The organism is Micromonospora sp. NPDC050417, assembly GCF_044458865.1.
Lineage (GTDB): Bacteria > Actinomycetota > Actinomycetes > Mycobacteriales > Micromonosporaceae > Micromonospora_G.
This window is the reverse complement of the sequence record NZ_JBITIH010000017.1, coordinates 104583-130152: the sequence shown is the minus strand read 5'-3', so window position 1 is coordinate 130152 and position 25570 is coordinate 104583. Positions and strand designations below refer to the sequence as shown.

Sequence of the window (25570 nt, the reverse complement as noted above, 5' to 3'; positions counted from 1 at the left end):
CTCATCCTGTTTTGATCGGTGACCGTTGCACCACTGTACGCGGCGCGGACACGCCCACTCGCGGCCGGCGTCCGGCCAATCGCTGCCGAATCTGCCACGCGCTCATGAGCATTTCAAAGAGTTGGTACGCACCGAGTGCGACCAGCCGCTGCTTCATTCCGTCGTTGCCCGCCGCCACCGGGGCACCCCCGGACGGCAGGTGCCGGCGGTACTGCGCGGTGATCCGGGCGAAGAAGGTGCGGCGCATCGGTCCCGGCACCCGGCTCGCGTGCCCGAGGACCTGGAGGCAGTGCCAGATCATCCGCTGGAAGATCACCGGGCGGAGGGTGGCGAACTCGCCGGGGCGGGAGTTCATGAACTCGAAGACCCGGTCCCACTGGTCGAAGACCTCGAAGTGACGCTCGCTGACGGTTCGGGTGATCGCGCCCTGCTGCCGTTGGCGGTAGCCGTAGCAGTCCCGGTCGAGCAGACTGATCCGTCCGGAGGCCAGCATCAGCGGCAGGACGAACGCCACGTCCTCGTACCAGCCGGGGCCGAAGGTGAGACCGGTCTCGACCAGGAAGTCCCGCCGGATCACCTTGTTGCAGGCGATCCAGAGGTGGTTGAGCAGGCCCGGCTGTTCCGCGAAGGTGAAGCTCTCCGGCACCTCGCGCCCCTGCTGCACCGCACTCACCGGGTGGTCCTCGATCCGGCCGTCCCAGTAGACCCGGGCGTAACCCGTCACCAGCAAGTCCGGCGTGGTCTGCGCGATCCGGGCGGCGACCGCCTCAAGCGTGCCCGGCGGCAGCCAGTCGTCGCTGTCGACGCACCAGACGTAGCGGCCGGTGGCGTGCCGCAGGCCGGTGTTGCGTGCCGCGCCGAGGCCGACGTTGCGGGGCAGGGTCACCACCTTGATCCGGCTGTCCCGCTCGGCGTACGCGGAGAGGATCCTGCCGGAGTCGTCGGGGGACGCGTCGTCGACCGCGATCACCTCGAAGTCGGTGAACGACTGATCGAGGAGCGAGTCGAGACATTCCGCGAGGTACTCCTCGACCCGGTAGACCGGCACGATCAAGCTGAGCAGTGCCACGGCTGTCCTCCTCCGGCTACGTCGGGCCGGGTCAGCCTCGGACAACCGAAAGGCCAGGCAGCGGCCATCACGTTAACGCGGGGTGACCATGTGACAACGGCTGCGCCGCTCCGGGGCCAGCCATGATCTCGCACGCGCCCTGGTCAGAACGGTTTCGGTCGGGGCTGGGCGAGCAGTGGCAACGGGCGTGGTTCCACCAACGGCGGCGGGTTGGCCGAGGGCGCGGCACGGGCGAGGAGCGCGGCCAGCCCGGCCCGGGTGGCGACCACCAGCAGCCGGTCGGTACGGACCAACGGCCGGCGGTCCGGCACGGACCAGAGGGTCTGGCCGATCCGACCGGTCCGAACTGCGATGATCCGTACCTCGTGCGGCCGACTGATCTCGGGGCAGAACTCCCCCTCGATCGCGGAGCCGGCGCCGACCGGGATCTCGGCGACGAGCAGCACCCGCCGTCCGACCGACACGGTGTCGATCACTCCGCGCCCCAGCAGCGCGGCGGCGAACGCCGGGGCGGCCAGGTAGGAGACGCTCCGGGAGATGTCGATCCCGAAGGAGCGTTTGATCCGTCCGGCGAACTCCTCGTCGAAGAGGCGCAGCACCACCCGCAGCGGCACCGGTTTCTCCGCGCCCGCCGACCCGGCCGACTCCAGGGCGGTCCGGTGTACCGATCGGGCGAGCAGAGCGGTCTCCAGGTTGGTCACGTCGTCACGACAGAGGATCACCAGCGCACGGCACGTCTGCACCGATGCCGCCCGTAGTGTCTCGGCGCTGTTGGCGTTCCGGACCAGCACCGGGATGCCGAGGTCCCGGGCGACCTGGACGCCCCGGGCGTCGGCGGCCCGGTCGATGGCGACGACCTCGATCCCGAGTGCGTGCAGTTCCTCGATCACCCTCGTGCCGATGTTGCCGAGGCCGACCACGACCACGTGGTTCGCGATCGGCTCGGTGAGTTCACCGGCGGCGAGCGCCAGCCGTACGTTGACCACCAGCCCGACCAGCAGCACGGTGACGGCCGGGATCAGCGCCACCCCGGCGAGGACGAGGACGAGTTGCACCGCCTGCTCGGCGGCGGAGCCCTCCAGGTCGGCGTCGGCCCCACCGAGGGTGGTCACGGCGGTCAGGTAGACGGCCTGCCAGAAACTGATGTCCCGCAGCACGCTCAGGGTCAGGGTGCCGGTGAGCAGCAGTCCGGCCACCGTGCCGAGGGCAAGCCGTAGTTTGCGGTCGAGCAGCAGCCGGGTGGTGCGCAGGGGGCGGCGACGACGGCGCGGGACGGGCCGTGGCTGGCGTCCGGTCACCCGGGCGAGGACGAGGTCGGCGGTGTCGTCGGGCTCCGGCAGCGTGACCGGGTCGGTTCCGCTACCGGTGACCGCGAGCCCGCAGAGGATGTCGTCCGGATCGGTGATCCGTTCGCGGTTGACCGCCATCAGCAGTTCGTCCGGGAGCCGGATGTAGCGGGGCGTGTCGTCGCCGAGCGCGGCCGCCACGAATGCCGGGGCGGCGATCTCCGAACCGGAGAGTACGTCGCAGTCGCCGAGCATCGCGGCGACGCCTTCACCGAGGATCGGGTTGAAGATCCGTACCACGATCCGGACGGTGGGACTGACCTCGCGCGTCATCATGGCGGCGTCAACGTTGTCGATGTCGTCCCGGCCGACCAGCGCCAGGGCGGCGGCCCGATCGATTCCGGCGTACCGGAGGACCTCCTCGTTGAGTCGGGGCGCGACGACGACGACCGGACGCAGGGTGGGGTCGTCGTTCTCCGGGCGCAGTCCGGCGATCTCCGGCGCCTGACCGGCGGACATCGACCCCACGATCACCGTGACCGGGGCGTGATAGGTGTCCATCAGTTCGGCGACGAGCCGGCGTGCGAGCGGGTTGTCGCCCCAGACGATGAAGTGGCCCACCCGTCCCCGCTCGACCGCTTCGGGCACGCCGGTCTCCGGCACCTGGGCGGCGGGTGGTGAGTCACCGGACACGACTCGATGATAGGCAGCTCATGCCTCTTCTCCGGCGCGCCGCTCCATCGTGGACCACCCGGTACGGAGTGTCGCCTCCGCTTCGCGACCACCGGCCACCGGCCACCGCCACCGCCACCGCCACCGCCACCGCCACGACGAACGATGTTCCCCTGTGCCAGCCAGCGGCAACCGCCGCATCGGCGTCGGTGTGGCAACACCGGACATCTGGTCCACGGGGCGGCGGGCGCCCCGCCGGTCGAGGTGCTCCGCTCACCGGCGAGGTGGTGCCGCTCGGTGGAGCGGGGACCTCGTCACCCACTCCCGGCCGTCGCCGCGCTGGTCACACCGCCCGGCCGCGCGACGAAATGTCCAGCGGTACGGAGAAATCGGACGTCAGTGACCCAAAGGGCGGGACGGAGCGGACGACCCGAAAGATCCATCCCGCGCTGGACTAACCTTGGCCTCTGGCCGGGCTCTATGGCGCGCTCGCCGCCGATCAACGCAACGGACCGCAACGGACGGAACAAAGATCATGATCGACCAGGGGAAGACCCGCGCCCTGCTGCTGGAGAACATTCACCCCGACGCGGTCGCCCGGCTGGAGTCCGAGGGATTTCTCGTCGAGTCACTGCGTAACGCGCTGGACGAGGACGAGCTGATCGCCCGGATCGAGGGGGTGCACCTGCTCGGCATCCGCTCCAAGACCCAGGTCACCGCCCGGGTGCTGGCCGCCGCGCCGCAGCTCGTCGGAGTCGGCGCCTTCTGCATCGGCACCGACCAGATCGACCTGGCCGCCGCGTCCGCCGCCGGCATCGCCGCGTTCAACGCCCCGTTCTCCAACACCCGCAGCGTGGTCGAACTCGCGCTGGCCGAGATCATCATGCTGGCTCGTCGGCTGAGCGAGAAGAACAACGGGATGCACGCCGGGGTCTGGGACAAGGCCGCCAACGGCAGCCACGAGGTCCGCGGCCGGACCCTGGGCATCGTCGGGTACGGCAACATCGGCGCTCAGCTCTCCGTACTCGCCGAGAACCTCGGCATGCAGGTCTACTTCTACGACACCGCCGACAAACTCGCCCTCGGCAACGCGAAGCGGTGTGACAGCCTCAACGAACTGCTGGAGGTCGCCGAGACGGTGACCCTGCACGTCGATGGCCGGCCGGGTAACAGCGGCTTCTTCGGCGAGGAGCAGTTCGCCCGGATGCGTCCGCGCAGCCTCTTCCTCAACCTCTCCCGGGGCTTCGTCATCGACTACGCGGCGCTCCGCGACAACCTGGTCAGCGGGCACCTGGCCGGCGCCGGGATCGACGTCTTCCCGAACGAGCCCAAGGGTCGCGGCGACGAGTTCACCTCCGAGCTGCGCGGCCTGCCGAACGTCATCCTCACCCCGCACATCGGCGGCTCGACCGAGGAGGCGCAGGCCGACATCGGCGGCTTCGTGGCGAACAAGCTGGCCCAGTTCGTCAGTGAGGGAAACACCACGCTGAGCGTGAACCTGCCCGCGATCCAACTTCCCAAGGCGACGGGAACGCACCGGATCGCGCACACCCACCACAACACGCCCGGCGTACTTGCCCAGGTCAACAGCATCCTGGCGGAGCACGCGGTCAACATCGAGGGCCAACTGCTCGCCACCCGGGGCGAGTACGGCTACCTGCTCACCGACCTCGGCGCCGGCTACACCGAGGATGTGGTCCTGCAACTGCGCGCGATGAGCCAGACGATCCGGCTCCGGGAACTGTCGTGAGCGACCTCGAAGAGGAGTTGCGGGCGATCGTCGGCCCGGCGCACCTGCTGGTCGACCCGGACCTGCGGGACGCGTACGAGACCGACTGGACCCGGCGGTTCACCGGGACCGCCCGGTGTGTGGTGCGCCCGGCCGACACCGCCGAGGTGGCCGCCGTGGTGCGGGCCTGCGCCACGGCCGGCGTACCGATGGTGGTCCAGGGCGGTAACACCGGACTGGTCGGTGGCGCCGTCCCGGCCGGCGGCGAGGTGCTGGTCAGCCTCAGCCGGCTGACCGCCCTGGAGCCGGTCGACGAGATCGAGGGTCAGGTCACCGTCGGTGCCGGGGTCACCCTGGAGAAACTCCAGTCCCACGCCCGGCCGGCGGGACTCGACGTCGGAGTCGACCTGGCGGCCCGCTCGTCGGCGACCATCGGCGGCATGGTCGCGACCAACGCCGGTGGCATCCGGGTGCTGCGCTACGGCAGCATGCGCGACCAACTCACCGGCCTGGAGGCGGTGCTGCCCGACGGCACCGTGATCACCCGGCTCGCCGGCCTCGCCAAGGACAACACCGGGTACGACCTGACCCAGTTGCTCGCCGGCAGCGAAGGCACCCTGGCGATCATCACCCGGGTACGGCTGCGTCTGGTGCCGCTGCTGCCCGCACGGGCGGTGGCTCTGGTCGCGGTCGACGGCACCGATGCCGCGCTCACCCTGCTCGCCGCCGCACGGGGTCGCCTGAGCACCCTCGCCGCAGCCGAGATCTGCTACCCGGAGGGCATGGAGCTGGTCCGCTCGTACGGCCGACTACCTGCGCCCTTCGACGCCGATTACCCGGCGTACGTGCTGCTGGAGTGTGCCGGGCACACCGACCCGACCGACGAGTTGCTCGACATGCTCGGCGAGTGTGCGGCGGTCGAGGATGCCACGGTCGCCTCCGACGCGGCTGGTCGGGCGCGGCTGTGGGCGTACCGGGAGACCCACACCGAGGCGATCAACACGGCTGGCGTACCGACCAAGCTCGACGTCTGCGTGCCCCTGCGGGAGCTGTCCGGACTGGTCGCGGTCCTGTCGGAGACCGTCGAAGCGGTCGCCCCGGGAGCCCGGACGATTCTCTTCGGCCACCTCGGCGAGGGCAACCTGCACGTGAACGTGCTCGGCGCGGGCGAGCACGCCGAGCAGGTCACGGACGCGGTGCTACGGCAGGTCGCGCAGCGGCACGGCAGCATCAGCTCGGAGCACGGCGTGGGCCGGGCGAAGGCGGAGTGGCTGTCACTCTCCCGCTCCCCCGAGGAAATCGACGTCCTGCGGCGGATCAAGTCCGCCCTGGACCCGTCCGGGGTGTTGAACCCCGGCGTCCTGCTCCCGAACTGACACCGCACGGTTAAGGAAGGGCCCCTTGTTATCGCTTCCGGTATAGGAAGGGGCCCTTCCTAACGCCCAGGTTGAGGCGGACTCAGCGACCGATGGGGGAGCTTGTGGCACAGCGGTTTCTGCACCTGGCCCGGCACGGCGAGGCGGTCGACGAGGGCGCCCTCAGCGATGCCGGTCGGGAGCAGGCGCGGCTGCTGGGCCGGCGGATGGTGGGGGTTCCCCTGACCGCCATCCACCACAGCCCACTACCCCGCGCGGTGCACACCGCCACGCTGATCGGTGAGTCCCTTCCTGACGTTCCGCTCCACGCCGACGACGTCCTTGGCGACTACATCCCGCCGGTGCCGCACCGGGACGCACTGCCGGAGGTCTACGCCCGGTTCCTCGACGGCGTGAGCCGCACGGAGTACGCCGAGGGCGCCGCGCTCGCGACCGCCGCGATCGAGCGGTATGCGGTGCCGACCGAGTCGGACACCCACGAGTTGATCGTGACGCACAACTTCCTGATCGGCTGGTTCGTCCGACACGCCCTCGACGGACCGGACCAGCGCTGGCTCGGGCTCAACCAGGGCAACTGCGCCCTGACCACGATCCTGTACCGCCCCGATCGCCCGCCTGCGCTGCTTCGCTTCAACGACATGGCGCACCTACCGGTGGCGCTGCGCTGGAGCGGGTTCCCGCCGGAGTGGAACGCCTAGGTAGCGGGCTCAGACCTGGTTCGGGTGGCGTCCGGCGAACGCGGCCAGGCGATCGTAGAGCGGGGCGTCGTCAGCGATCGGGACCTCGGGACCGAAGGCTCCGCCGTCGATCTCCTTCGCCCGGAAGTGCGGCTGCAAGGTGCGCTGGATCCAGTCCAGGGAAGCCTGCCCAACCTGCGGGTCGAGGTCGGTCGACTGACCGGTGGCCCTGGCGAGGTCCCAGGCGTGCACGGCGAACTCTGCGGTCTGCTGGTCGAGCGGGAAACGGGCCGGCACCTCTCCCATACCCGGCAGCGTCATCGTGCCGGTCAGGTCACCAGCCTTGCGCCACGCGTCGAGCAGGTCGGCGGCTCCCTTGCGGAAAGCCGCAGCCCTGTCCCCGGCCACTGGCGGAGAGGGCTCGGACCAGTCGGGCGTGCCACCGGTCGCGGCCAGGGTGAACTGGAGCAGGTCATGAACCATGTGGTCACCGAGTTGCGCCACCGTCCACGAACGACATGGGGTCGGCAGGTCCTGCTGCTCGTCGCCCACCCCGGCGAGCACCTCGCCGACCTGATCCAACGCACTCGTCAGCAACGCGAGCGGCTCGTGATCCGTCGTGGTCATCAGATCTGTCTCCGTTCAGAATCGGAGTCGGCCCGGGACACGTCCCCTGGCAGACAAGCACATGTGTACGACAGCGGCCTGCCGACACTCGCACGGCGGGGCTGGAATCGATGCGGGGACGCGCCGCGATAACGGACGCGTTTCCCTAATTCTCACGAAAGCCGCGAGGCGGTACGCATGTACAACGAGCTCGCCGCGTCGACGCCGGTCGGGGCGCTGCCGCACTCCACCTGCTCAACCAGGGGTGAGCTTGTCGTCGAGCGGTCTGGTGGGAACGCGGCAGGGCCGGCGCATGGCCGGCCCTGCCGTTCTGGTCAATCTTCGCTGCGGTAGCTGCGCAGTTCGCGGCGCAACTGGTGGCGGCTCCGACGGCGTTCTTCCCGACGGACGTAGTGGTCGGTGCAACTCCGGCAGCCATCGTGGAGCAGGTCGGCGAAGTGGTCCGTCACCCTCCAGTAACAGCTTCTCGGGGGACGGCCGGCCGCCGCCGCGGTGCTGTCGGCGTCGATCCGTTCGGGCAAGGTGCACGTCCCGAACCGATGGTCATGATGGGGTCGGCAGGTCACCATCGGTCGATCGGCGATCTTCACCCACCAGGGCCGAGTCTTGTCGGTCCTGCTCATACGGCCACCTTTCGGCTCCGTGACGCCCCAGGGTGGGGCTGTCATGAGCAGGGGTACACCGTGATCACCTCCGATATCGGCACTACTGCGTCCAACCCTGACAACGGTTGAGCTGCCGGAAGGACCGACTCGTCCAGCGCCGGACAAGCTGCCCGGCATCGCGAGGTTTGCTACATCCTGCCGGCCGACCGCCCGATGATCAAACGTTTTCTGCTGCCGACGATGCGTCACGCATCGTCACGGACGGTCAATCGCGGCGGGCCGGTCTCGCCGGATGAGGGTCAGGATTCGCGGCCCGGCTCACCGGCGCCGGCTGGCTTGTCGGGGACGGCGGCGGACTCGGTAGGCTTCCCGCCGTGACTGCACCAGAAGCGCCTGTCGTCGCCCTCGACCTGCACGTCCAAGCCGACCACGGACAGATATACATCTACTCCGAGGCCGCGCTCGACCAGGAGAACGACGACCTCTATGAGGACGCGTTCGACGACGCGACCGACAACGAGCGGTTCGTGGGAGCAGGGGGCGGCCTGGTCGTCCTGGTCACGCCAGGGACGCGGAACGCGCGTACGCCGATGAGCGTGCAGGTCTGGGCCGCCGAGCCGACCGCCGACACCGAGCGGTGGTCGCACGAGGTCGACATCGACCTGGACGTCCCGGACGGACGGCTGGCGTTCTGTGCGTCCGGCTTCGCCGACGAGATTCCGGTGGAGATTCCCGCAGGTAGCTACCGGGCACGTGTCTCCGGTGCCGGCTATCTGGAAAGGGGCGACGCCGGCGCGGACGGTGACGACTACTACCGCCTCCAACTCTGGCCGCGCATAACGGACGCCGATCCCGTCCTGCGTCAGTACTGGCCCGGCTGGGCGGGCTACAACGACTGACCGCGCACCGCTTCGTCGGCCACGTGGCGGGCCGCACGACACCCCGCCACCGCCGAACGGCTCACGGCCGGGGAACCCGGTCCGGCGGGGTGGCGTCACCGCGCTCAAGGACTCTCTTGAGGAGTGCGAGGTCACCGTTGACCAGCCCGGCGTCCCGCTCGAACTCCGCGTCGGTCATCCCGGGAGAGCGGCGCAACGTGAAGATCACCTCGCAGCCCTCGCCATCGCTGATCGCCCGTAGCGGTACGTATACCGTCTCACCGAAGGGCGTCAACACCTCGTGGTCGAGCACCCCAAACTCATTGTTCGGGGCGAACGTGACCCGCGCCCGTCCTTCCGGCGTTTCGACGAACCAGTACTCGTTCTCCCGCACGACTGAGCTACCCAGACCGGGGGCCCAACGAGGCAGGTTGGCGGGATCGGAGGCGAACCTGTAGACCTCCGCCACCGGCCGGTCGATGTGCACGCTGAGGTGCCGGGAAGTCGTGTTCACCCAGCGATGATGTCACGGTCTTCACTCTGACGTACGCTCTCGCGCCACCGCCGACGAACGGCGACAGCACCTCGTGGGATCGTTCCTCTGGCAGGATGTGCGAGTGATCCTGTTGGTTCCCGCGAACCCTCTGCGACCGCGCCGCCCGGACGACCATTTCGCGGCGGAGGCGGACGCGGCTCGCGATGCTGGAATCGACGTATCGGTCGTCGACCACGACGCGCTGACCCGAGCAGACGAGCGGGAACGGGCAGTCGCATCGGTGTCAGGGAGCGGAACCGCGGTGTACCGCGGCTGGATGCTGCGCAGTGAGCGGTACGCCCCGTTCGCCGAGATGCTCGCCGGACGCGGCGTGGTGTTGAGAACCGGCGGTGACCAGTACCGGCGGGCCCACGAGCTGCCTGGCTGGTATTCCAGCCTGGCGGCGGTCACCCCACCGTCGGTCTGGACCACGGGTACGGGTCAGGCGGACTTCGACCGGGCACGCGTCGAACTGGGGGCGGGTCCAGCGGTGTTGCGCGACTACACCAAGTCGATGAAGCACTACTGGCACGAGGCCGCGTTCATTCCCGAACTCGCTGATCCCGTGGCTGCCTGGGAAGTGGCGAGCCGGTTTCTTCAGCTCCGCGAGGACGACCTCGTGGGCGGGTTCGTCCTGCGTCGCTTCGAGCCCTTCACCTCCGCCGAGGTGCGTACCTGGTGGGTCGATGGCGTGTGCGTTCTGGTCGGCTCGCATCCGGACACTCCGAACGACTGTCCACCCGCCACGGTCGACCTCGCTCGGGTCACACCTCTGATAGCCGCGCTGGGCCTGCCCTTCGTGACCGTCGACCTCGCGCTGCGCACGGACGGTGTGTGGAGGGTCGTCGAGCTGGGCGATGGGCAGGTCAGCGACCGGCCTACCAGCATCGAGCCCGGGGCGTTCATGGCCGCGCTGTTCGGCGAGCCCCGTTGACCACGAGAGGGCGGCCAACCCCTGTGCTGCCGTTGTTCATGCACCCGGTTCCGGTCGATCTCCGACTGCTGGCGCAGGTGCCGCACCCCATTGGTCGGTATCCCGGGTCATCAGCGCGAAGCGCTGGGTGAACTCGACGCTCTCCTCCAGGCGCAGGGCGGTTGCTGGTGAGTCCGCCATCGGCGCCATGTCGGTACCGACCGAGTAGCGCGTACGCACCCGTTCGTCGTACGGACCCTCCTCGTCGACCTCGGCGAGGATGAACGGCGTGCCGGGAGCCCAGCTCCCGGAGGCTGTCCAGGTGTATCGCAGCTCGACCTCGCCCTCGGCGGAGCAATCCCAGGTGAGTTGGCTGACCGCCGCACTGCCGGTGTTGGCGACCGCTGTCCAGCCGGTGCCGTCGCGCCGAAGGCAGACCCAGCTCGACTCCATCGAACCGTAGTCGTACGGACTGCTGTCCCAGAGTCCCACGAGGTTCTCGTCCCGCATGACGAGCATGATCGCAGGAACGGGGTACGGCGGCCGAACGAGATCGGTCGCCGTACCCCTCCCGGAACGCGGTCAGTTCACTTGCCGGCGTCGCGTACCCGGCGGATGGTGTCGCGGTACCAGAGTGCGCTGCGCTTGGGCGTACGCACCTGCGTGTCGTAGTCGACCCGGACGATGCCGAAACGCTTGTCGTAGCCGTAGGCCCACTCGAAGTTGTCCAGCAGCGACCAGGCGAAGTAGCCCCGGATGTCGGCACCCTGCTGGCGGGCGAGGGCGACCGCCCCGATGTGCGAGGCGAAGTAGCCGACCCGGTCGTCGTCGGCGACGAACCCGCTCTCGTCCGGCTTGTCGTCGAACGCGGAACCGTTCTCCGTGATCACCATCGGCAGGCCGGGATAGTCGCGGCCGAGCCGTACCAGCAGCTCGGTGAAGCCCTCGGGCACGATCTCCCAGTCCATGGCGGTGCGGGGCCGACCGAACGGCACCTCCCGGTCGACCGGCAGCCCGTCGGCGTCCTCGGTGCGTCCCTGCTCGTCCACTCCGGAGTGCTGGGTGCTGAAGTAGTAGTTGACCCCGAGCACGTCCATCGGCGTCGAGATGATCTCCAGATCCCCGTCCCGCACCGGCAGCTCGATGTCGCGGGCGGCCAGGTCGGCGACGATGTCCTGCGGATAGCGCCCGTACACCAGCGGATCAAGGTAGATCCGCACACCGAGCCCGTCGGCCCGGCGGGCGGCGTTCAGGTCGGCTTCGCTCTCACTGGCCGCGGTCGAGGTGCTCATGTTCAGCGTGATGCCGAGGTCGACCGGCCCGCTCGCGGCGGCCCGCATCCGCTGGGTGGCCAGGCCGTGCCCGAGCAGCAGATGGTGTACCGCGTGCATGCCCGCCTCGAAGTCCCGCTTGCCCGGGGCGTGCCGCCCGTACGCGTAGCCGAGCATCGCCGAGCACCACGGCTCGTTCAGCGTCGTCCAGGTGCGTACCCGGTCACTGAGCTGGTCGAAGACGAGCATGGAGTAGTCGGCGAACCGGTACGCGGTGTCCCGGACCGGCCAGCCGCCCGCGTCCTCCAGTTCCTGCGGCAGGTCCCAGTGGTAGAGGGTGACCCACGGGTCGATCCCCTTGGCCAGCAACTCGTCCACCAGCCGGTCGTAGAAGGCCAGGCCCGCCGGGTTGACCGGGCCCCGACCACCGGGCTGGACCCGCGGCCAGGCCACCGAGAAACGGTAGGTGTCCACGTCGAGGTCACGCATCAACGCCACGTCGGCGGGCATGCGGTGATAGTGGTCGCAGGCGACGTCGCCGTGCTCGCCGTTGTGCACCGCGCCGGGAACCCGGCAGAAGGTGTCCCAGATCGAGGCGGTACGTCCGTCCTCGGCTACGGCTCCCTCGATCTGGTACGACGAGGTGGCGACGCCCCAGCGGAAGTCGGCGGGGAGGCTGTCGATCGGATCGGGTTGACCGCTGGCCACGCGGGCAGGATCGAGTGTCGGGGCGGTCGTGTCCATGGCTCTCCTGATCGGGTGTGGGGAACTGGTGTCGGGCTGGTCGGCGGCGACCGGTGGTGGCCCGCGCACACCGAGACCGGTCCGGGCCGTCACCGGACCGGGTGCAGCCAGCAGGCCACCGCCCGGTCCACGGCCGTACCCTCCTTCGGTACGCCCAGCACCGGGATCTCCGTACCGCACGGGTCGAACGCCTTCGGGCAGCGCGGGTGGAACGAGCAGCCGGTCGGCATCCCGCGCAGGTCCGGCGGCGAACCGGGGATGCCGCTCAGCTCCCGACGCGGGCCGCGCAGCGCCGGGAACGAGTTCAGCAACCCCTCGCTGTACGGATGCAGCGAGTCACGGTAGAGCGCGGCGGCGGGCGCCTCCTCGACGATCCGCCCCCCGTACATGATCGCGATCCGGTCGGAGAACTCGACCAGCAGCGACAGGTCGTGGGTGATGAACAGCACCGAGAAGCCGAGCCGTTCCCGCAGTTCGACGAGTTGTCCCAGGATCTGCCGCTGCATCACCACGTCGAGCGCGGTGGTCGGCTCGTCCATGATGACGATCTGCGGTTCCAGAGCGAGCGCCATGCCGATCATGACCCGTTGGCGCATGCCGCCGGAGAGCTGGTGCGGGTAGCTCTCCAGCCGGTCGGCCGAGATGCCGACGAGTTTGAGCAACTCGCGGGCACGGGCCAACCGGGCGGCGGCGCTCATCGTCGGCTCGTGTGCGGCCAGGACATCGAGCAGTTGAGTGGAGACCTTGTGCACCGGATTGAGCGAGTTCATCGCCCCCTGGAACACGATCGAGGTCTCGGCCCAGCGGAACGTGCGCAGTTGCGCCGGGCTGAGCGTCATGATGTCGATCGGTTCGCCGCTCGGCGGGTGGTAGATCACCGAGCCGCCGCTGATCGCACCGGGCGGTGGGAGCAGCCGGGTCACCCCGTACGCCAGGGTGGACTTGCCGCTGCCGCTCTCCCCCGCGAGGCCCAGCACCTCGCCCCGGTGCAGGGTGAGGTTGACGTCCCGGACCGCTCGTACGGCCTGGTCGCCGAGTCCGTAGTCGACGTTGAGGTTCTTGATCTCCAGCACGGGTCGCGTCATCGCCCGGCCGCCTTTCCCTCGGCGTTGGTCAGCACGGCGGCACCCTCGGGCACCGGCGGTGGGGTCGACGTCGGCGCGGCCAGCACCGGTGTGAACCCGACCCGCATCCGGACCACCCGGCCGTCGGCGGTACGCACCTTCGCCTTGCCGCTGCTGCGCAACCGGGGGCTGACGAACTCGTCGATACCGAAGTTGACCAGCGACAGTGCGGTGCCGAGCAGGGCGATCGCGAGCCCGGCCGGGACGAACCACCACCAGGCGCCCTGGGCCAGCGCCTGCTGGCTCTGCGCCCAGAACAGGATCGTGCCCCAGTTCCACTCGGAGATGGTCGAGATGCCGATGAACGCCAGGGTGATCTCGGACATCACGGCGAAGATGACCGTGCCGACGAAGTTCGAGGCGATGATCGCGGTCAGGTTCGGCAGGATCTCGAAGAGCACGATCCGCCAGGTGCTCTCCCCGCTGGCGCGGGCCGCCTCCACATAGTCGCGTCTTCGGAGCGACAGCGTCTGGGCGCGCAGCACCCGCGCTCCCCAGGCCCACGAGGTGAAGCCGATGACGAGGGCGACGACCAGGTCACCGGCGGACTGGATGGTCGAGGCGAGGATGATGACCAGCGGCAGCGCCGGAATCACCAGGAAGACGTTCGACAGGGCGGAGAGTCCTTCGTCTGCGGCTCCACCGAGGTACCCGGCGGTGACCCCGATCAGCACCGAGAGCACGGTCGCGACCGCGCCGGCCAGGAATCCGACGAAGATGACGCCCCGGGTGCCGACCAGCACCTGGCTGAAGATGTCCTGCCCGAGGTGGGTGGTGCCGAACCAGTGCTCGCCGGAGGGGGGCGCGACCAGGTCCGCGCCACGGGCCGACGGGTCGTACGGGGCGATCCACGGGCCGATCACCGCGATCAGCAGGAAGATGCCCAGGATGACCAGCCCGGTCGCGGCCTTGGGATTGGCCACGAACCGCAGTCGGCGGCGGCGGGCGGCGGCCGGCGGCGCGGTCTCGGCCACCGGCCCGGAGGGAATGACGGCGTCGATGCTGCTGGTGGGGATGGCCATCGCTCAGCCCTCCTTGCGGGTTCGGGGATCCAGGGCCAGGTACGCCAGGTCCGCCAGCAGGTTCGCCAGCAGCACGGAGAGCGTGATGATCAGGAAGATGCCCTGCATCAGCGGGTAGTCCTTGGCCCCGACCGCTTGGAAGAGCTGGAACCCGAGGCCCGGATAGGAGAAGACGATCTCGACCAGCAGGGTGCCGCCGACGATGAAGCCCAGCGACAGCGCGAATCCGGAGACGTTCGGCAGCAGCGCGTTGCGGGCGGCGTAGCTGACCGCGACCCGCCGCTCGGAGAGCCCCTTGGCGTGCGCCACGGTGATGTAGTCCTCCGCCGCGACGGTGACCATCATGTTGCGCATGCTGAGGATCCAGCCGGAGACCGACGAGATCAGGATGGTGAACGCCGGCAGCAGGCTGTGCTGGATCGCGCTGCCGATGAAGTACTGGTCGAAGGCCGGCACCAGACCGGGTTCGTACCCGCCGGAGGAGGGGAAGAAGCTCCCCGGACCGGCCAGCAGGGCGATCGAGATGAGACCGAGCCAGAAGTACGGAATGGAGGAGAGGAACGTGGTCGCCGGGAGCAGCCCGTCGAGCCAGGAGCCCCGCCGCCACCCGGCGACCACACCGAGGGCGGTGCCGGTGAAGAAGCTCATCACGGTGGTGATGCCGACCAGGGCGAGGGTCCAGGGCAGGCTGTCGGAGAGCACCTGGGAGACCGGGGCGGGGAAGAACGTGAAAGACAGACCCAGATCACCATGGAAGAGCTGGCCCCAGTACTCGACGTACTCCTGCCAGAGGCTCTTCTCCTTGTCCAACCCGAAGAGCACGTAGAGCGACTGCATGGCCTGGGTGCTGATCTGGCCCTGGTAGCGGGAGATCAGCGACTGGACCGGGTCACCGGGGATCATCCGGGGGATGAAGAAGTTGATGGTGATCGCGGCCCAGGCGGTGAAAAGGTAGAACGCGATCCGTTGCAGCAGGAATTTCACGAGGCCACCGCCCCTACCTCGCGGGCGGCGGAGCCCGGCGTCTCGGTGTTCTCCGGGTCGTAGAGCCAGCAGGAGGCCCAGTGTCCCGGCTCCCCCTGCACCGCGAGCCGGGGCGGCAGCGTGCTGAGGCAGCGCGGCATCGCGCTCGGGCAGCGGGGGTGGAAGCGGCACCCGGACGGCGGGTCGATGAGACTGGGCGGTTCGCCGCCACCCCGGTCCTCGGGGGTGGCCGAGGCGGCCTCGGTGGGTGAGCCCTGGATCCGGTCCGGGTCCGGCGCCGAGGCGATCAACAACCGGGTGTACGGGTGCGCCGGCCGTTGGGTGACGGTTTCGCTGTCGCCGCCTTCGACCATCCGTCCCGCGTACATGACCAGGGTGTCGTCGGCGAAGTACCGGGCCGAGGCGATGTCGTGGGTGATGTAGAGGATGGCCAGGTTCAGCCGTTCCTTGAGGTCGCGCAGCAGGTTCAGCACACCGAGCCGGATCGACACGTCGAGCATCGAGACCGGCTCGTCGGCGAGGAGCACCTCCGGGTCGGCGCCGAGCGCGCGGGCGATCGCCACCCGCTGGCGCTGGCCGCCGGAGAGTTCGTGCGGGAACTTGTCGATGTAGCGCTCGGCCGGGGTGAGCGACACCCGTCCGAGCAGGTCGTGCAGGGCGCGCTCCAGCTCGGCGGAGGTCTTGCCGCCGTGGCCGTGGATGCGCAGCGACCGGGTGAGGTGGTAGCGGACGGTGTGGACCGGGTTCAGTGAGGCGAACGGGTCCTGGAAGGTGAGCTGCACCCGGCGGGCGTACGCCCGGAACCGCCGGCCGCCGCGTACGGTGGTCGACTCGCCGTGCAGCCGGATGTCGCCGGAGGTGCGCCGGTAGAGCTGGGCCAGCAGCCGCGCCACCGTCGACTTGCCCGAGCCGGACTCACCGACGAGAGCCGTGACCCGGCCCCGGCGCAGTACCAGGTTCACGTCGTCGACCGCGTGCACCACCCGCCGCTCGCGGGAGAGGAAGTCCCGGACCCGCCGTCGGACCGGAAAATGTTTGGTCAGGCTTTCCGCCTCCAGCACCACCTCGGTCAGCGGAGGGGCGGAGGGCTCGCTCAAGGTCATGCCGGAGCTCCTGTCGAAGAGAGCTGATCCGCGCGCGGCGCTGGCTCCGCGCGGCGACGTCGCCTCCCGGGTGGCCTGTCACGGCGCACCCGGGAGACGACGCGGGTGGATCAGGAAGCGGGCTTGAGGTGGAGCACGACGTCAACCGCGTTCGGCTGGGTCGGCTGGGCCGGGGCGTACGGGTTCTGGTCGTCCGGCCAGCCCACCCAGTTCTTCGTGACGTAGGCGCCACCGGCGTTGTCCGCGCCGACGGGGATCATCGGCATCTGCTCGACGAAGATCTTCTGGAGCGTGTTCATCGCGGTGGTACGGGCGGCGTCGTCAGCAGCGCTGGCGTACGCCTCCAGTGCCGCGGTCGCCTCAGGGTTGTTGAAGCGACCGAAGTTACCCTGCGGCGACGCGGTGCCGATCGGCTTGAGCAGCCGACCGTCCATGATGGTCTGGTAGATGTCGTACGGCGTGGCACCACCGTTGGTCCAACGGAAGCTGGCCTCGAAGTTGCCCTCCTCGACCGAGGTGAACCACGCGTCCTGGTTGGCCTTCTCCACCGTAGCGGCGATACCGATCTGGGAGAGGTTGTCCTTCACGATCTCCAGGCTGGTGATGTAGTCGGACCAGCCGGCCGGGTCGCTCAGGTTCAGCGTGACCGGCTTGCCGCTCGGGTCCTTCAGCACGTTGCCATCGAGCTTGAAACCGTTTTGGGCGAGCAGCGCCTTGGCCCCCTCGACGTCGACCTTGTGCATCTGGCCCTTGTACTCGGGCGCGATGAACGACTCACCCGCCGGCAGCGGAATGCCGGTCACGGAGGTCACTTCGGGGTGGAAGTAGGCCGCCTCGGCCTGGACGAAGATGTCGTTGCGGTTGATCACCATGTTCATCGCGCGGCGCAGTGCCGCGTTGTCGAACGGCTTCTTCGTGGTGTTGATGTACAGGCCGTGGATACCGAGTACGGACGCCGGCCAGACCTTGTTGAACTGGGGGTTCTTGTCGACGTAGACGGTCTTGTAGTTGGGGATGAAGACGAAGCTCCACTCCGACTCGCCGTTGGCCAGGGCGGTGGTCTGCGCGTTGTTGTCGTTGTACGACGTGTAGCGCAGTTCCTTCACCTTCGGCAGGTCCTGCCAGTAGTTGTCCCGCACGGTCAGGGTGGTGGTCTGCGGGGTGAACGACTTCAGGGTGTACGGGCCGGTGCCGACGGGGTTCTTGTTGATGTCGGTAGCCGGGTCCGCGATCGTGGACCAGATGTGCTTGGGCACCATCGGGATGGTGGTGAGGATCTTGTGCTGGTTCACGAACTGCGGTGCGCCGAAGTTGATCGTGACCGTGCTACCGCTGGTGGTGATGTCGAGCAGCGGCAACGCGTTGACGTTCAGCGCCTCGGTCTTCTTGATCAGATCGAACGTGAACACCACGTCCTCGGCGCTGAACGGCTTGCCGTCGGACCACTTGACGCCGTCGCGGATGGTCAGTGCGAGGGTCTTGTAGCCGTTGCTCCACTCCGCCTTGGTGGCCAGCCACGGCTTGCCCGCGTCGGAGGGGCGAATCAGGTTATCCATGATCAGCGGCTCGTAGATCTGCCACCGGTAGCCGAGCGACGCGGCGGACGCGGAGCTCAGGAACGGATTGTGGTTCTCGGTCTGCGGTCCGTTCGGCATGCCGATGTTCAGCACGGACGGGGCGTTGTTCCCGTCCCTGTTGGCGTTCGGGCTGTCGCCGCAGGCGGCGAGCGCCCCGAGCGCCGTCACGCTGGCGAGGGCTAGCGCGAGAGTCCGTCTGACGTGCATGTATTCCTCCCTGTGTCGTGGTGGTGAGGGTGGTCGTCGGGATGTCGAGAGACGGGCTGACAAAGGGTCCGTCCGATCGGTAGAGCGCTCTCACAATCGGGCAGACGGGTTGCGCTGTGCTTGGTCAGGGGTAGGGGGTAGCCGGTCGGGGTGGTTCCGGTGGCGGAGCGGAGCGGTCGGGGGTGGGACCGGTCAGGGGTGGCGTACGGGTCAGGCGGGGACCATGGTCGAGGCTCGGATGATCAGGGTGGTGGGCAGCACGTGCGGGACGTCGGGAAGCGGCGTGCCGTCGAAGTGCGCCAGCAGCATCCGCGCCGCGGCCTCGCCCATCTGGCGCATCGGCTGATGCACCGTGGTCAGTGGCGGGTCGGTGTGCGAGGCGTACGGAATGTCGTCGAAGCCGACCAGGGCGACGTCCTCCGGCACCCGGCGGCCCGACTCGCGGATGGCCAGCAGAGCACCGGCCGCCGAGAGGTCGTTGTGCGCGAAGACGGCGTCGAACTCCAGCCCGTCGGCCATCAACTGCTTGACCACCGCCCGACCCCGGTCAAAGGTGAAGTCGCCCTCCACGACGAGCCGTGGGTCCAGTGGCGAGCCCGCCTCGGCGTAGACGTCACCGAACCCGGCCAGCCGTTCCTGGGTGCAGCCGAAGGGTTCGATGCCGGTGATGACCAGTGGCCGACGTCGGCCGAGTTCCAGCAGGTGGCGGGCGGCGGCGGCACCACCACTACGGTTGGTGGTGGTGACCGACGGAAAAAGCGGCTGGTGGCCCCGGTCGTCGATCAGCACCACCGGCAGGCCGCGCGCGTGCAGGTCGGTGATGTAGTCGAGGGTCCCCTCGGGCTCGATCACCAGCAGTCCGTCGAACGACTTCGCCGACACCTGGGAGGCGAACTGCCGCATCGACTCCTCGCCCCGGTTGCAGGTGAAGAGCAGCAGGCCGTAGCCCTCGGTCTCCACCACGTCCACCGCGCCCTGGAGCACCTCGCCCATCCAGGGCCAGGTGAGCGACGGGACCAGCATGCCGACCACCCGGGTACGGCCTCGGGCCAGGCCGACCGCCCGCGCGCTCGGCACGTAACCCAGTTCCTCGATCACCCGCCGCACCCGCGCCGCCGTCTGTACGTCCAGCTCACCCTTGCCGTTCAGCACCCGCGACACGGTGGTCTTACTGACCCCGGCCCGGGCCGCGACGTCGGCAATGGTGATCGGCACGTGGGTGCCCTTCGTGTCAGGACGGTTAACGGCTGATTCGGAACCGGTTGCGGAAGCGGTTCCGGCCCGAGTCAACCGGAGTGACGCGGGCCACGTCAATCACGTTCATGTAACAACCCAAATTTCTAAACAAACCTTGCAGTTAGCCGTACGGGACCGCCGCCCCCTCATCACCGTCGATGCACCAGACCGGCTCAACGGGGTCCACTCCCGACGCCCGCGAGCATCGCACCCCCGACGGCCAGCAGAGCGAGTCCTGCCGCTGCCGCGCCCCCTGGTCGTCGCGGGGGCGGTGACCGCCCCCGCCCAGTGGGCGCCGAGAGCCCACCTCCCGGCAAAAAAACGCCTCGCGGTCGGAGAAGATCTGTGCCATCGACAAGGGCACGCCACAGAGGGCGTCCTCCCGGGTTGCGGGAGTCCGCCAAGAACCTCCTCTTTCCCGCATTCCGCTCCGGGGAATCGACAACACCGAGATGCCGGTACACGACGGGAACTGGAACGAGTGCGAAGTCCGGGCCGCGCCGCTGGTCAACGACCTGGCAATCGGCAACGCCCCGATCTTCGGCGTGATCGCCCGGAACGGATACCGCGCTCCGCGCATTCCGGCGCCACATGGATCGCCGGCCGGCACTCGGCGGACATGACGAACCTGGTCAGCTAGACCTGATGGCGAAGATGAACTGGGAAAACCGGCCCTTCACCTATCCCCGCCGGCGTGGACCTCGGCCATCTCCCCCCGGTCAGGGACGCAGCGGACCGGGCCGACCATCCCACCACCGACCGGCCAGATCACCGGCCTCGGTGGAATGTGCGCCGACATCGCCGACTCCGCCCGGGGCATGGCGGCGCAGTGGTACGGCCGCGACGGAACAACGGCGCAACTGTGGACCCGGCTCGCCGACGGCATCCGTAGGCGCAGTCGGGCGAATGCCTCACCATCCGCGGCGGTCCATCGTCAACGGGGCAGGAGTGCGGATCTACACCCGCAACGACCCCTTCACCAAGGTGTGCGCCTCTACAACCGGCCGTGACCTGGTCAAATCCGCCGGGCGAACAAGTGCCTCGACGTCACCGGTAACACCGCCGCCGACAGCACCCCGCCGCAGATCTGGAGCGGCACCGGGGACGCAAACCAGAATTGGACCGCCCCGGCTTAGTAAGCACAACGGAACTTCCTACCGTACCGGCTGCCGCCCGACCCCACCGAACCGGGAGGCTGCCGGCGGAGGCTCTTATGCCGGTAGGGCGAGTTTCCGGGGGCCGACGGCAGCCACGCCACTCGGACAATGGAGGGAACGTTGCAAAATCAGTGATTGATGAGTCAAACTCATCACCTGGAACCCCATTGTTCACGTGGAGTGATCAACCATGGCTAAAAAGGTAATCACCGTCCTGACCGACGACCTCGACGGCGGCCAAGCCGACCGCACGGTCGAGTTCGGCCTCGACGGAGTCAGCTACACCATTGATCTGTCCGAAGAGAACGCGGGCAAGCTCCGCAAGGTGCTCGACCCGTACATCGCCGCTGGCACGCGCGTTGGTCGCGGTGGCGTGGAAAGCCGTCGCCCGACCCGTCGCAGCGGTGGCGCCCCCACCCGCAGCGACCGGGACCAGAACAAGGCCATCCGGGAATGGGCGTCCAAGAACGGCTACGACGTTTCCGAGCGCGGTCGGATCCCGGCTTCCGTGGTCGAGGCGTACAACAACCACTGAGCGGGCAGCTCAGGGGGCAGTCGATAGCGCGGGAGTCCTTCCGCCCCAGGTATCTCCCCTCGGATATCGACTGCCTTCGGTGAGTCGGGCCCGGCCTACCCTCTCTAGGTGAGCCGGGCTCGGGAGCTGTGCGGCAATCCGCGCCGCCTACGTGCGGGTGACGGGCACGACGATGGCGGCGAGCAGCAGGCCCCGGTCGGCCAGCCACCGGCCGGTGAACCCAGTGAGCGGCGTGCCGTCGACCACCGGACCCGGGACCAGCAGAGTCGCGGTGAAGGTGCCGGCGTACGGCTCGATCTCGACGCGGGCCTCATGGAAGTCCAGCCACCGGCGGGCAAGCGGGAACCACGCCTTGTAGACCGCCTCCTTGGCGCAGAAGAGCAACCGGTCCCAGTGGACCGAGGACTCGGCCGAAGTCAGTTCGGCCAACTGGCCCATCTCCTCCGGCAGCGCGACCGTCTCACTCACCCCGGACGGCAGCGTCTGGTTCGGCTCGGCGTCGATACCCACGGTCAGCAGTTCGGTGTTCCGGGCCACCGCGGCGGCCCGGTAGCCGTCGCAGTGGGTGATGCTGCCGACCACCCCGTCCGGCCAGCGCGGCTCCCGGTTCGGCCCTGACAGCAGCGCCACCGGTGCCAGCCCCAGCCCGGCCATCGCCTCCCGGGCGCAACGACGGGCAGTGGCGAACTCCTGTCGCCGCTTCACCACCGCGTTCGCGACCAGCGCCGCCTCCTCCGGGAAGAGCGGAGCGGGCACGTTGTCGTCGAATGCCTCCATCACGCTGACCGATGAGGGCAGCAGCCGCTCGATCACTGGTCCACCCCTATGGTGCGCAGGACCGGGCGCGGCACCTGCGGTTGTTGCCCCCGCTGCTGCCACTCGCGCGGATAGCCGAGCGAGACCTCCTCGAACCGCACCCCGTCGTGCCAGGTGGTCCGAGGGATGTGCAGGTGGCCGTAGACCGCCACGGTGGCCCGGAACCGCAGGTGCCAGTCCGAGGTTCGGTCCGTACCGCACCACTGGGCGAACTCCGGATAGCGCAGGATGTCGGTCGGCTCCCGGACCAGCGGATAGTGGTTGACCAGGACGGTCGGCAGGTCTGGATCGCAGGCGGCGAGACGGCGCTCGGTCCGCTCCACTCTGGCCCAGCACCACTGCTCCCGGCTCGGGTACGGGTCGGGGTGCAGCACGAACTCGTCCGTACAGACCACGCCGGTCTCGTACGCCCGGGCCAGCGACGCTTCCTTGGTGTCGAGTCCGGGCAGCCGGAACGAGTAGTCGTAGAGCAGGAAGAGCGGCGCGACGATGGCCGGTCCGCCGACGCCGTCCCAGACCGGGTACTCGTCCTCCGGAGTGACCACGCCGATCGCCTGGCACATCCGTACCAGATGTTGGTAGCGCTCCTCGCCTCGGAGCTGGAGCGGGTCCCCGGCCGGTGTCCACAGCTCGTGGTTGCCGGGCGCCCAGATCACCTTGGCGAACCGGTCGGCCAGCATTGTCAGGGTGGATTCGATGTCGGCCGCCATCTCACCGACGTCGCCGGCCACGATCAGCCAGTCGTCGTCGGACCCGGGACGCAGTTCGGCGGTGATCCGGCGGTTCTCCGGGTAGCCCACATGGAGATCACTCACCGCAAGTAACTGGCCGGTCACGACGTCGCTCCATGCTTCACCGGACCAGCCTCGCATCCCGGAGCGTTCCAGCCAAGATCGTTACGACGGGCGTGTCGTCACCCGGACGGGCGGCGGGACCGGCACGGGCCCCGCCGCGCGCGGCCTCGGTCGGATGTCAGGATGATCAGGTGCGCCACCCATCCGACCCCGTCTCCGCACCATCCGACCGACGCCGCTGGACGGCACCGGCGGGCTGCGCGTTGACCGTCTGCCGGGGCTGCTGCTGCGGTTCCACCCGCAAGCACCCCGATGTCGACCACGCCGGTCAGGTCGACCGACTCCGGGCCGCAATCGGCACGGACCACCGGGTACGGATCACCGACGACTGCCTCGACGCCTGCGAACGGTCGAACGTGGTGGTGGTCCACCCGTCCGGGGCGGGTCGCGCAGCCGGCGCCCGTCCGGTCTGGTTCGGCTTCGTCCTCGACGACAGTGCGGTGGACGACATCGCCACCTGGGTGCGTGCCGGTGGTCCCGGCGTCGCCCCGCTCCCCGACGTGCTGGACCTGTACGTGATGCCCGCACCCGGCCCGGCCGCCCGCCGCTGAACCCGGCTAACGGGGGAGGTCAGGCGGTCGGCGCCCGAATCGTCGAGCGTGGACAACCGCTCGTGGTGGAACCTTGACGGCACGGCGGATCCCGGGACAACATCCCGTCTCGTGCGCATCCTCGTGACCAGCCAACCGATCTACTCGCATCTGGTGCCGGCGCTGGTGCCGTTGGCCCAGACCGCACAGGCCCTCGGACACCGGACCGCGGTGGCCACCGCCGACTCGATGGCGGACGAGTTGGCCCGGCACGGCGTACCGCACCTGTCGCTGCCGAACGTCGCCGGCCAGGAACGGCTGCGCCACGATCCCCGGCTGGCCGAGGAGTTCGGCCTGCCGCAACGGCTGATGCTGCCCGGCCGGCGCACCGTCGACCCGGTCGCGGCCGAACAGATCGCACGGGCGTACGCCGGGCCGATCGCTCTGCGTTTCGCCCGTGACCTGCTCGAGGTGGCCCGCGACTGGCGCCCGGACGTGATCGTGCGCGAACCGGCCGAGTACGGCGGCTACCTCGTCGCCGAGGTGCTCGGCATCCCGCACGTCACGCTCGACATCTCCCCGTACGCCACCCGGGAGCTGCCGCTGGTGATCGACACGCTGGACGCCCAGCGGGAGGCCCTCGGTCTCGACCCGGTCCGTCAGCCGCTGCACCCGCACCGGCATCTGCGCGCCGGGCTGGTGCCCCGGGCGTGGTACCCGTCCGAGCTGAGGCTGCCGTCCGGGCGCTACTACCGACCGCCGGCACCACGCGAGGACGTACCCCTCGACCCGGTCGTCGCGGCGCTGCCGGCGGACCGGCCGGTAATCCTGGCCAGCCTCGGTTCGCTGGTGTTGACCCTGCCCGGGATGGCGGAACTGCTTCCACCGATGGTGGCGGCCCTCGGCGCGCTCCCCTGCCACTCGGTGGTGACGCTCGGCGGCCAGACCGGGCTGGCCGAGTTGGTCGGCCCCCCACCGCCGAACGTCCAACTGATCCCGTTCGTCGCGCAGCGCACACTGCTGCCGGCGGTCGACCTCTTCGTGACCCACGCCGGCTTCAACGCCACCCACGAAGCGGTGGCGGCCGGTGTGCCGATGGTGGCGCTGCCGGTCTTCGCCGACCAGCCGGCGAACGCCGACCGGATTGCCGAACTGGGACTGGGTGAACGGCTCGACGTGGCCGAGCTGACCGAGGCGGGGTTGGTCGGGGCCTGCGAACGGGTGCTCCGCGACCCGGGTTTCCGGTGGCGGGCGCGGGCCATGCAACGCCAGCACCTCGCCAGCCCCGGCTTCGCCCACCTGGTCACGGACCTGGCCGACCTGGCCGACCGACGCTGACAGTACCGGCCGGCCGACGCGCACAGCACGGGCCCGGGCTGGAGTATGGCCAGCAGCGCCACCATCAGGTCGACGGATCGGGGCAGCGCCAGGGCCACGAATTGCTCCGGCCCGACGCCCCGGGCGAGCAGTTCGGGGCCAACCGGTTCGCCCGCGCGTTCAGTTCGTCGTAGCTCGGCCAGGTCGATCCGGACAGCACCGCCGGCGCCTGGCGCATACGCGTCACCTGCTCCTCGAACAGCACGGGAAGTGTGTCGTCGGGAAATGCGCGCAGCGGCCTACGGGACAGTTCCATAATGGTGTCACGGGTGGTCTGGTCGACCATTTCGATGTGGTTGAGGCGCAGGTCCGAGCTGGTACGGGCGATGCCTGGTACGCGCCGGAAGCGTTCCTGACGCGCGGTCAGCGTTTCGGGCAAACAGCGTTCGGCGTCGGCGATGAAGCTGATCCGTACGTCGGTTTCGGGGCACCGTAGACGTCTATCGTGAGATCGTCGGCCGGTCCGACGCCGAGGCTGCGGGACGCCCGTCGGATGGTTGAGGAAATCGGATCGGTGGTCGAATCGCATGGTGTTGACGACCGGTCCGGTCAGTTTTCCCTGCGCGCCGATCATTCCCAGGTCGACGCGAGGCTCGGTCACCCGGTATCGCTGCCATCGGGGGCGGACGCGACGGTGTCGCCCCGGTCGACCATCGTCGCCCAGGT

25 protein-coding genes are annotated in these 25570 nt (G+C 69.2%); 9 read left to right on the top strand and 16 right to left on the bottom strand.

Annotated features, from left to right (window positions below):
- Position 1: 1 nt before the first annotated feature.
- Both ACIBF5_RS22275 and ACIBF5_RS22270 read right to left on the bottom strand, forming a co-directional pair.
- Complete coding sequence (locus ACIBF5_RS22275) at positions 2-1069, bottom strand: glycosyltransferase family 2 protein (protein ID WP_396814550.1); 1068 nt, start codon at positions 1067-1069, stop codon at positions 2-4.
- Between the two features lie 143 nt (positions 1070-1212).
- Positions 1213-3048 (bottom strand): NAD-binding protein, encoded by a 1836-nt coding sequence (locus ACIBF5_RS22270; RefSeq protein ID WP_396814548.1) that lies wholly within the window; start codon positions 3046-3048, stop codon positions 1213-1215.
- Positions 3049-3562: 514 nt separating this feature from the next.
- Here ACIBF5_RS22270 and serA point away from each other — a divergent pair.
- The 3 genes from serA (at position 3563) to ACIBF5_RS22255 (ending at position 6830) form a co-directional block, all read left to right on the top strand.
- Positions 3563-4777 carry a phosphoglycerate dehydrogenase gene (gene serA, locus ACIBF5_RS22265; RefSeq protein WP_396814546.1) on the top strand — a complete coding sequence of 405 codons (1215 nt, stop codon included), beginning with the start codon at positions 3563-3565 and terminating at the stop codon, positions 4775-4777.
- Positions 4774-6132, top strand: coding sequence for an FAD-binding oxidoreductase (locus ACIBF5_RS22260; RefSeq protein WP_396814544.1), 1359 nt, complete (start codon positions 4774-4776; stop codon positions 6130-6132). The genes serA and ACIBF5_RS22260 overlap by 4 nt, the downstream gene beginning before the upstream one ends.
- 104 nt (positions 6133-6236) lie before the next feature.
- Positions 6237-6830: a histidine phosphatase family protein gene (locus ACIBF5_RS22255; protein ID WP_396814542.1), complete on the top strand. Its 594-nt coding sequence runs from the start codon at positions 6237-6239 to the stop codon at positions 6828-6830.
- Between the two features lie 9 nt (positions 6831-6839).
- Here the strand turns inward: ACIBF5_RS22255 and ACIBF5_RS22250 are convergent, their stop codons facing one another.
- Together ACIBF5_RS22250 and ACIBF5_RS22245 are read right to left on the bottom strand one after the other, a co-directional pair.
- The gene (locus ACIBF5_RS22250) at positions 6840-7436 is read right to left on the bottom strand and encodes a TIGR03086 family metal-binding protein (protein WP_396814540.1); all 597 of its coding nucleotides are present in this window, start codon (positions 7434-7436) and stop codon (positions 6840-6842) included.
- A 314-nt stretch (positions 7437-7750) separates the two neighbouring features.
- Positions 7751-8059, bottom strand: a complete 309-nt coding sequence (locus ACIBF5_RS22245; RefSeq protein WP_396814538.1) for a hypothetical protein — start codon at positions 8057-8059, stop codon at positions 7751-7753.
- Positions 8060-8415: 356 nt separating this feature from the next.
- On the opposite strand from ACIBF5_RS22245, the gene ACIBF5_RS22240 reads away from it, so the two are divergent.
- Entirely contained in the window at positions 8416-8940 is a 525-nt protein-coding gene (locus ACIBF5_RS22240) for a hypothetical protein (RefSeq protein WP_396814536.1), read from the top strand.
- Between the two features lie 61 nt (positions 8941-9001).
- On the opposite strand, the gene ACIBF5_RS22235 is transcribed toward ACIBF5_RS22240, so the two are convergent.
- The gene (locus ACIBF5_RS22235) at positions 9002-9433 is read right to left on the bottom strand and encodes an SRPBCC family protein (RefSeq protein ID WP_396814535.1); all 432 of its coding nucleotides are present in this window, start codon (positions 9431-9433) and stop codon (positions 9002-9004) included.
- Between the two features lie 103 nt (positions 9434-9536).
- Between ACIBF5_RS22235 and ACIBF5_RS22230 the strand changes: the two genes are divergently transcribed.
- Positions 9537-10388, top strand: coding sequence for an ATP-grasp domain-containing protein (locus ACIBF5_RS22230; RefSeq protein ID WP_396814533.1), 852 nt, complete (start codon positions 9537-9539; stop codon positions 10386-10388).
- A gap of 36 nt (positions 10389-10424) precedes the next feature.
- Here the strand turns inward: ACIBF5_RS22230 and ACIBF5_RS22225 are convergent, their stop codons facing one another.
- From ACIBF5_RS22225 to ACIBF5_RS22190, 8 genes are all read right to left on the bottom strand, one after another.
- Positions 10425-10877 carry a hypothetical protein gene (locus ACIBF5_RS22225; RefSeq protein WP_396814531.1) on the bottom strand — a complete coding sequence of 151 codons (453 nt, stop codon included), beginning with the start codon at positions 10875-10877 and terminating at the stop codon, positions 10425-10427.
- Between the two features lie 77 nt (positions 10878-10954).
- Positions 10955-12382: a GH1 family beta-glucosidase gene (locus ACIBF5_RS22220; protein ID WP_396814529.1), complete on the bottom strand. Its 1428-nt coding sequence runs from the start codon at positions 12380-12382 to the stop codon at positions 10955-10957.
- 89 nt (positions 12383-12471) lie between these two features.
- On the bottom strand, positions 12472-13467 hold the full coding sequence (locus ACIBF5_RS22215; protein ID WP_396814527.1) for an ABC transporter ATP-binding protein: 996 nt from the start codon (positions 13465-13467) through the stop codon (positions 12472-12474).
- The gene (locus ACIBF5_RS22210; protein WP_396814525.1) at positions 13464-14528 is read right to left on the bottom strand and encodes an ABC transporter permease; all 1065 of its coding nucleotides are present in this window, start codon (positions 14526-14528) and stop codon (positions 13464-13466) included. The genes ACIBF5_RS22215 and ACIBF5_RS22210 overlap by 4 nt, the downstream gene beginning before the upstream one ends.
- Positions 14529-14531: 3 nt before the next feature.
- Positions 14532-15512 (bottom strand): ABC transporter permease, encoded by a 981-nt coding sequence (locus tag ACIBF5_RS22205; RefSeq protein WP_396814523.1) that lies wholly within the window; start codon positions 15510-15512, stop codon positions 14532-14534.
- On the bottom strand, positions 15509-16615 hold the full coding sequence (locus ACIBF5_RS22200; RefSeq protein ID WP_396814521.1) for an ABC transporter ATP-binding protein: 1107 nt from the start codon (positions 16613-16615) through the stop codon (positions 15509-15511). Before ACIBF5_RS22200 ends, ACIBF5_RS22205 begins: the two co-directional genes overlap by 4 nt.
- Before the next feature lie 110 nt (positions 16616-16725).
- A complete protein-coding gene (locus tag ACIBF5_RS22195) occupies positions 16726-18399 on the bottom strand; it encodes an ABC transporter substrate-binding protein (RefSeq protein WP_396814519.1) in 1674 nt (557 codons plus the stop codon).
- 210 nt (positions 18400-18609) lie between these two features.
- Entirely contained in the window at positions 18610-19614 is a 1005-nt protein-coding gene (locus tag ACIBF5_RS22190) for a LacI family DNA-binding transcriptional regulator (RefSeq protein ID WP_396814517.1), read from the bottom strand.
- A gap of 473 nt (positions 19615-20087) precedes the next feature.
- Between ACIBF5_RS22190 and ACIBF5_RS22185 the strand changes: the two genes are divergently transcribed.
- Positions 20088-20258 carry a hypothetical protein gene (locus tag ACIBF5_RS22185; protein ID WP_396814515.1) on the top strand — a complete coding sequence of 57 codons (171 nt, stop codon included), beginning with the start codon at positions 20088-20090 and terminating at the stop codon, positions 20256-20258.
- A 724-nt stretch (positions 20259-20982) separates the two neighbouring features.
- Positions 20983-21327 (top strand): Lsr2 family protein, encoded by a 345-nt coding sequence (locus tag ACIBF5_RS22180; protein ID WP_121160390.1) that lies wholly within the window; start codon positions 20983-20985, stop codon positions 21325-21327.
- A gap of 147 nt (positions 21328-21474) precedes the next feature.
- Here ACIBF5_RS22180 and ACIBF5_RS22175 read toward each other — a convergent pair whose 3' ends face one another.
- A complete protein-coding gene (locus ACIBF5_RS22175) occupies positions 21475-22140 on the bottom strand; it encodes a 4'-phosphopantetheinyl transferase (protein ID WP_396814513.1) in 666 nt (221 codons plus the stop codon).
- Entirely contained in the window at positions 22137-23015 is an 879-nt protein-coding gene (locus ACIBF5_RS22170; protein ID WP_396814511.1) for a metallophosphoesterase family protein, read from the bottom strand. Before ACIBF5_RS22170 ends, ACIBF5_RS22175 begins: the two co-directional genes overlap by 4 nt.
- 185 nt (positions 23016-23200) lie before the next feature.
- Here ACIBF5_RS22170 and ACIBF5_RS22165 point away from each other — a divergent pair, with 185 nt between their 5' ends.
- Positions 23201-23548: a hypothetical protein gene (locus ACIBF5_RS22165; protein WP_396814610.1), complete on the top strand. Its 348-nt coding sequence runs from the start codon at positions 23201-23203 to the stop codon at positions 23546-23548.
- Between the two features lie 111 nt (positions 23549-23659).
- A complete protein-coding gene (locus tag ACIBF5_RS22160) occupies positions 23660-24865 on the top strand; it encodes a glycosyltransferase (RefSeq protein WP_396814509.1) in 1206 nt (401 codons plus the stop codon).
- Between the two features lie 64 nt (positions 24866-24929).
- Here ACIBF5_RS22160 and ACIBF5_RS22155 read toward each other — a convergent pair whose 3' ends face one another.
- A complete protein-coding gene (locus ACIBF5_RS22155; RefSeq protein ID WP_396814507.1) occupies positions 24930-25283 on the bottom strand; it encodes a hypothetical protein in 354 nt (117 codons plus the stop codon).
- Positions 25284-25570 lie beyond the last annotated feature (287 nt).

Excerpts from the sequence above, each read along its gene's own strand:
- serA (WP_396814546.1), top strand. The coding sequence starts at position 3,563 with ATGATCGACCAGGGGAAGACCCGCGCCCTGCTGCTGGAGAACATTCAC.
- ACIBF5_RS22250 (WP_396814540.1), bottom strand. The coding sequence starts at position 7,436 with ATGACCACGACGGATCACGAGCCGCTCGCGTTGCTGACGAGTGCGTTG.
- ACIBF5_RS22245 (WP_396814538.1), bottom strand. The coding sequence starts at position 8,059 with ATGAGCAGGACCGACAAGACTCGGCCCTGGTGGGTGAAGATCGCCGAT.
- ACIBF5_RS22225 (WP_396814531.1), bottom strand. The coding sequence starts at position 10,877 with ATGCGGGACGAGAACCTCGTGGGACTCTGGGACAGCAGTCCGTACGAC.
- ACIBF5_RS22220 (WP_396814529.1), bottom strand. The coding sequence starts at position 12,382 with ATGGACACGACCGCCCCGACACTCGATCCTGCCCGCGTGGCCAGCGGT.
- ACIBF5_RS22215 (WP_396814527.1), bottom strand. The coding sequence starts at position 13,467 with ATGACGCGACCCGTGCTGGAGATCAAGAACCTCAACGTCGACTACGGA.
- ACIBF5_RS22210 (WP_396814525.1), bottom strand. The coding sequence starts at position 14,528 with ATGGCCATCCCCACCAGCAGCATCGACGCCGTCATTCCCTCCGGGCCG.
- ACIBF5_RS22200 (WP_396814521.1), bottom strand. The coding sequence starts at position 16,615 with ATGACCTTGAGCGAGCCCTCCGCCCCTCCGCTGACCGAGGTGGTGCTG.
- ACIBF5_RS22195 (WP_396814519.1), bottom strand. The coding sequence starts at position 18,399 with ATGCACGTCAGACGGACTCTCGCGCTAGCCCTCGCCAGCGTGACGGCG.
- ACIBF5_RS22185 (WP_396814515.1), top strand. The coding sequence starts at position 20,088 with ATGCCGGTACACGACGGGAACTGGAACGAGTGCGAAGTCCGGGCCGCG.
- ACIBF5_RS22180 (WP_121160390.1), top strand. The coding sequence starts at position 20,983 with ATGGCTAAAAAGGTAATCACCGTCCTGACCGACGACCTCGACGGCGGC.
- ACIBF5_RS22170 (WP_396814511.1), bottom strand. The coding sequence starts at position 23,015 with ATGCGAGGCTGGTCCGGTGAAGCATGGAGCGACGTCGTGACCGGCCAG.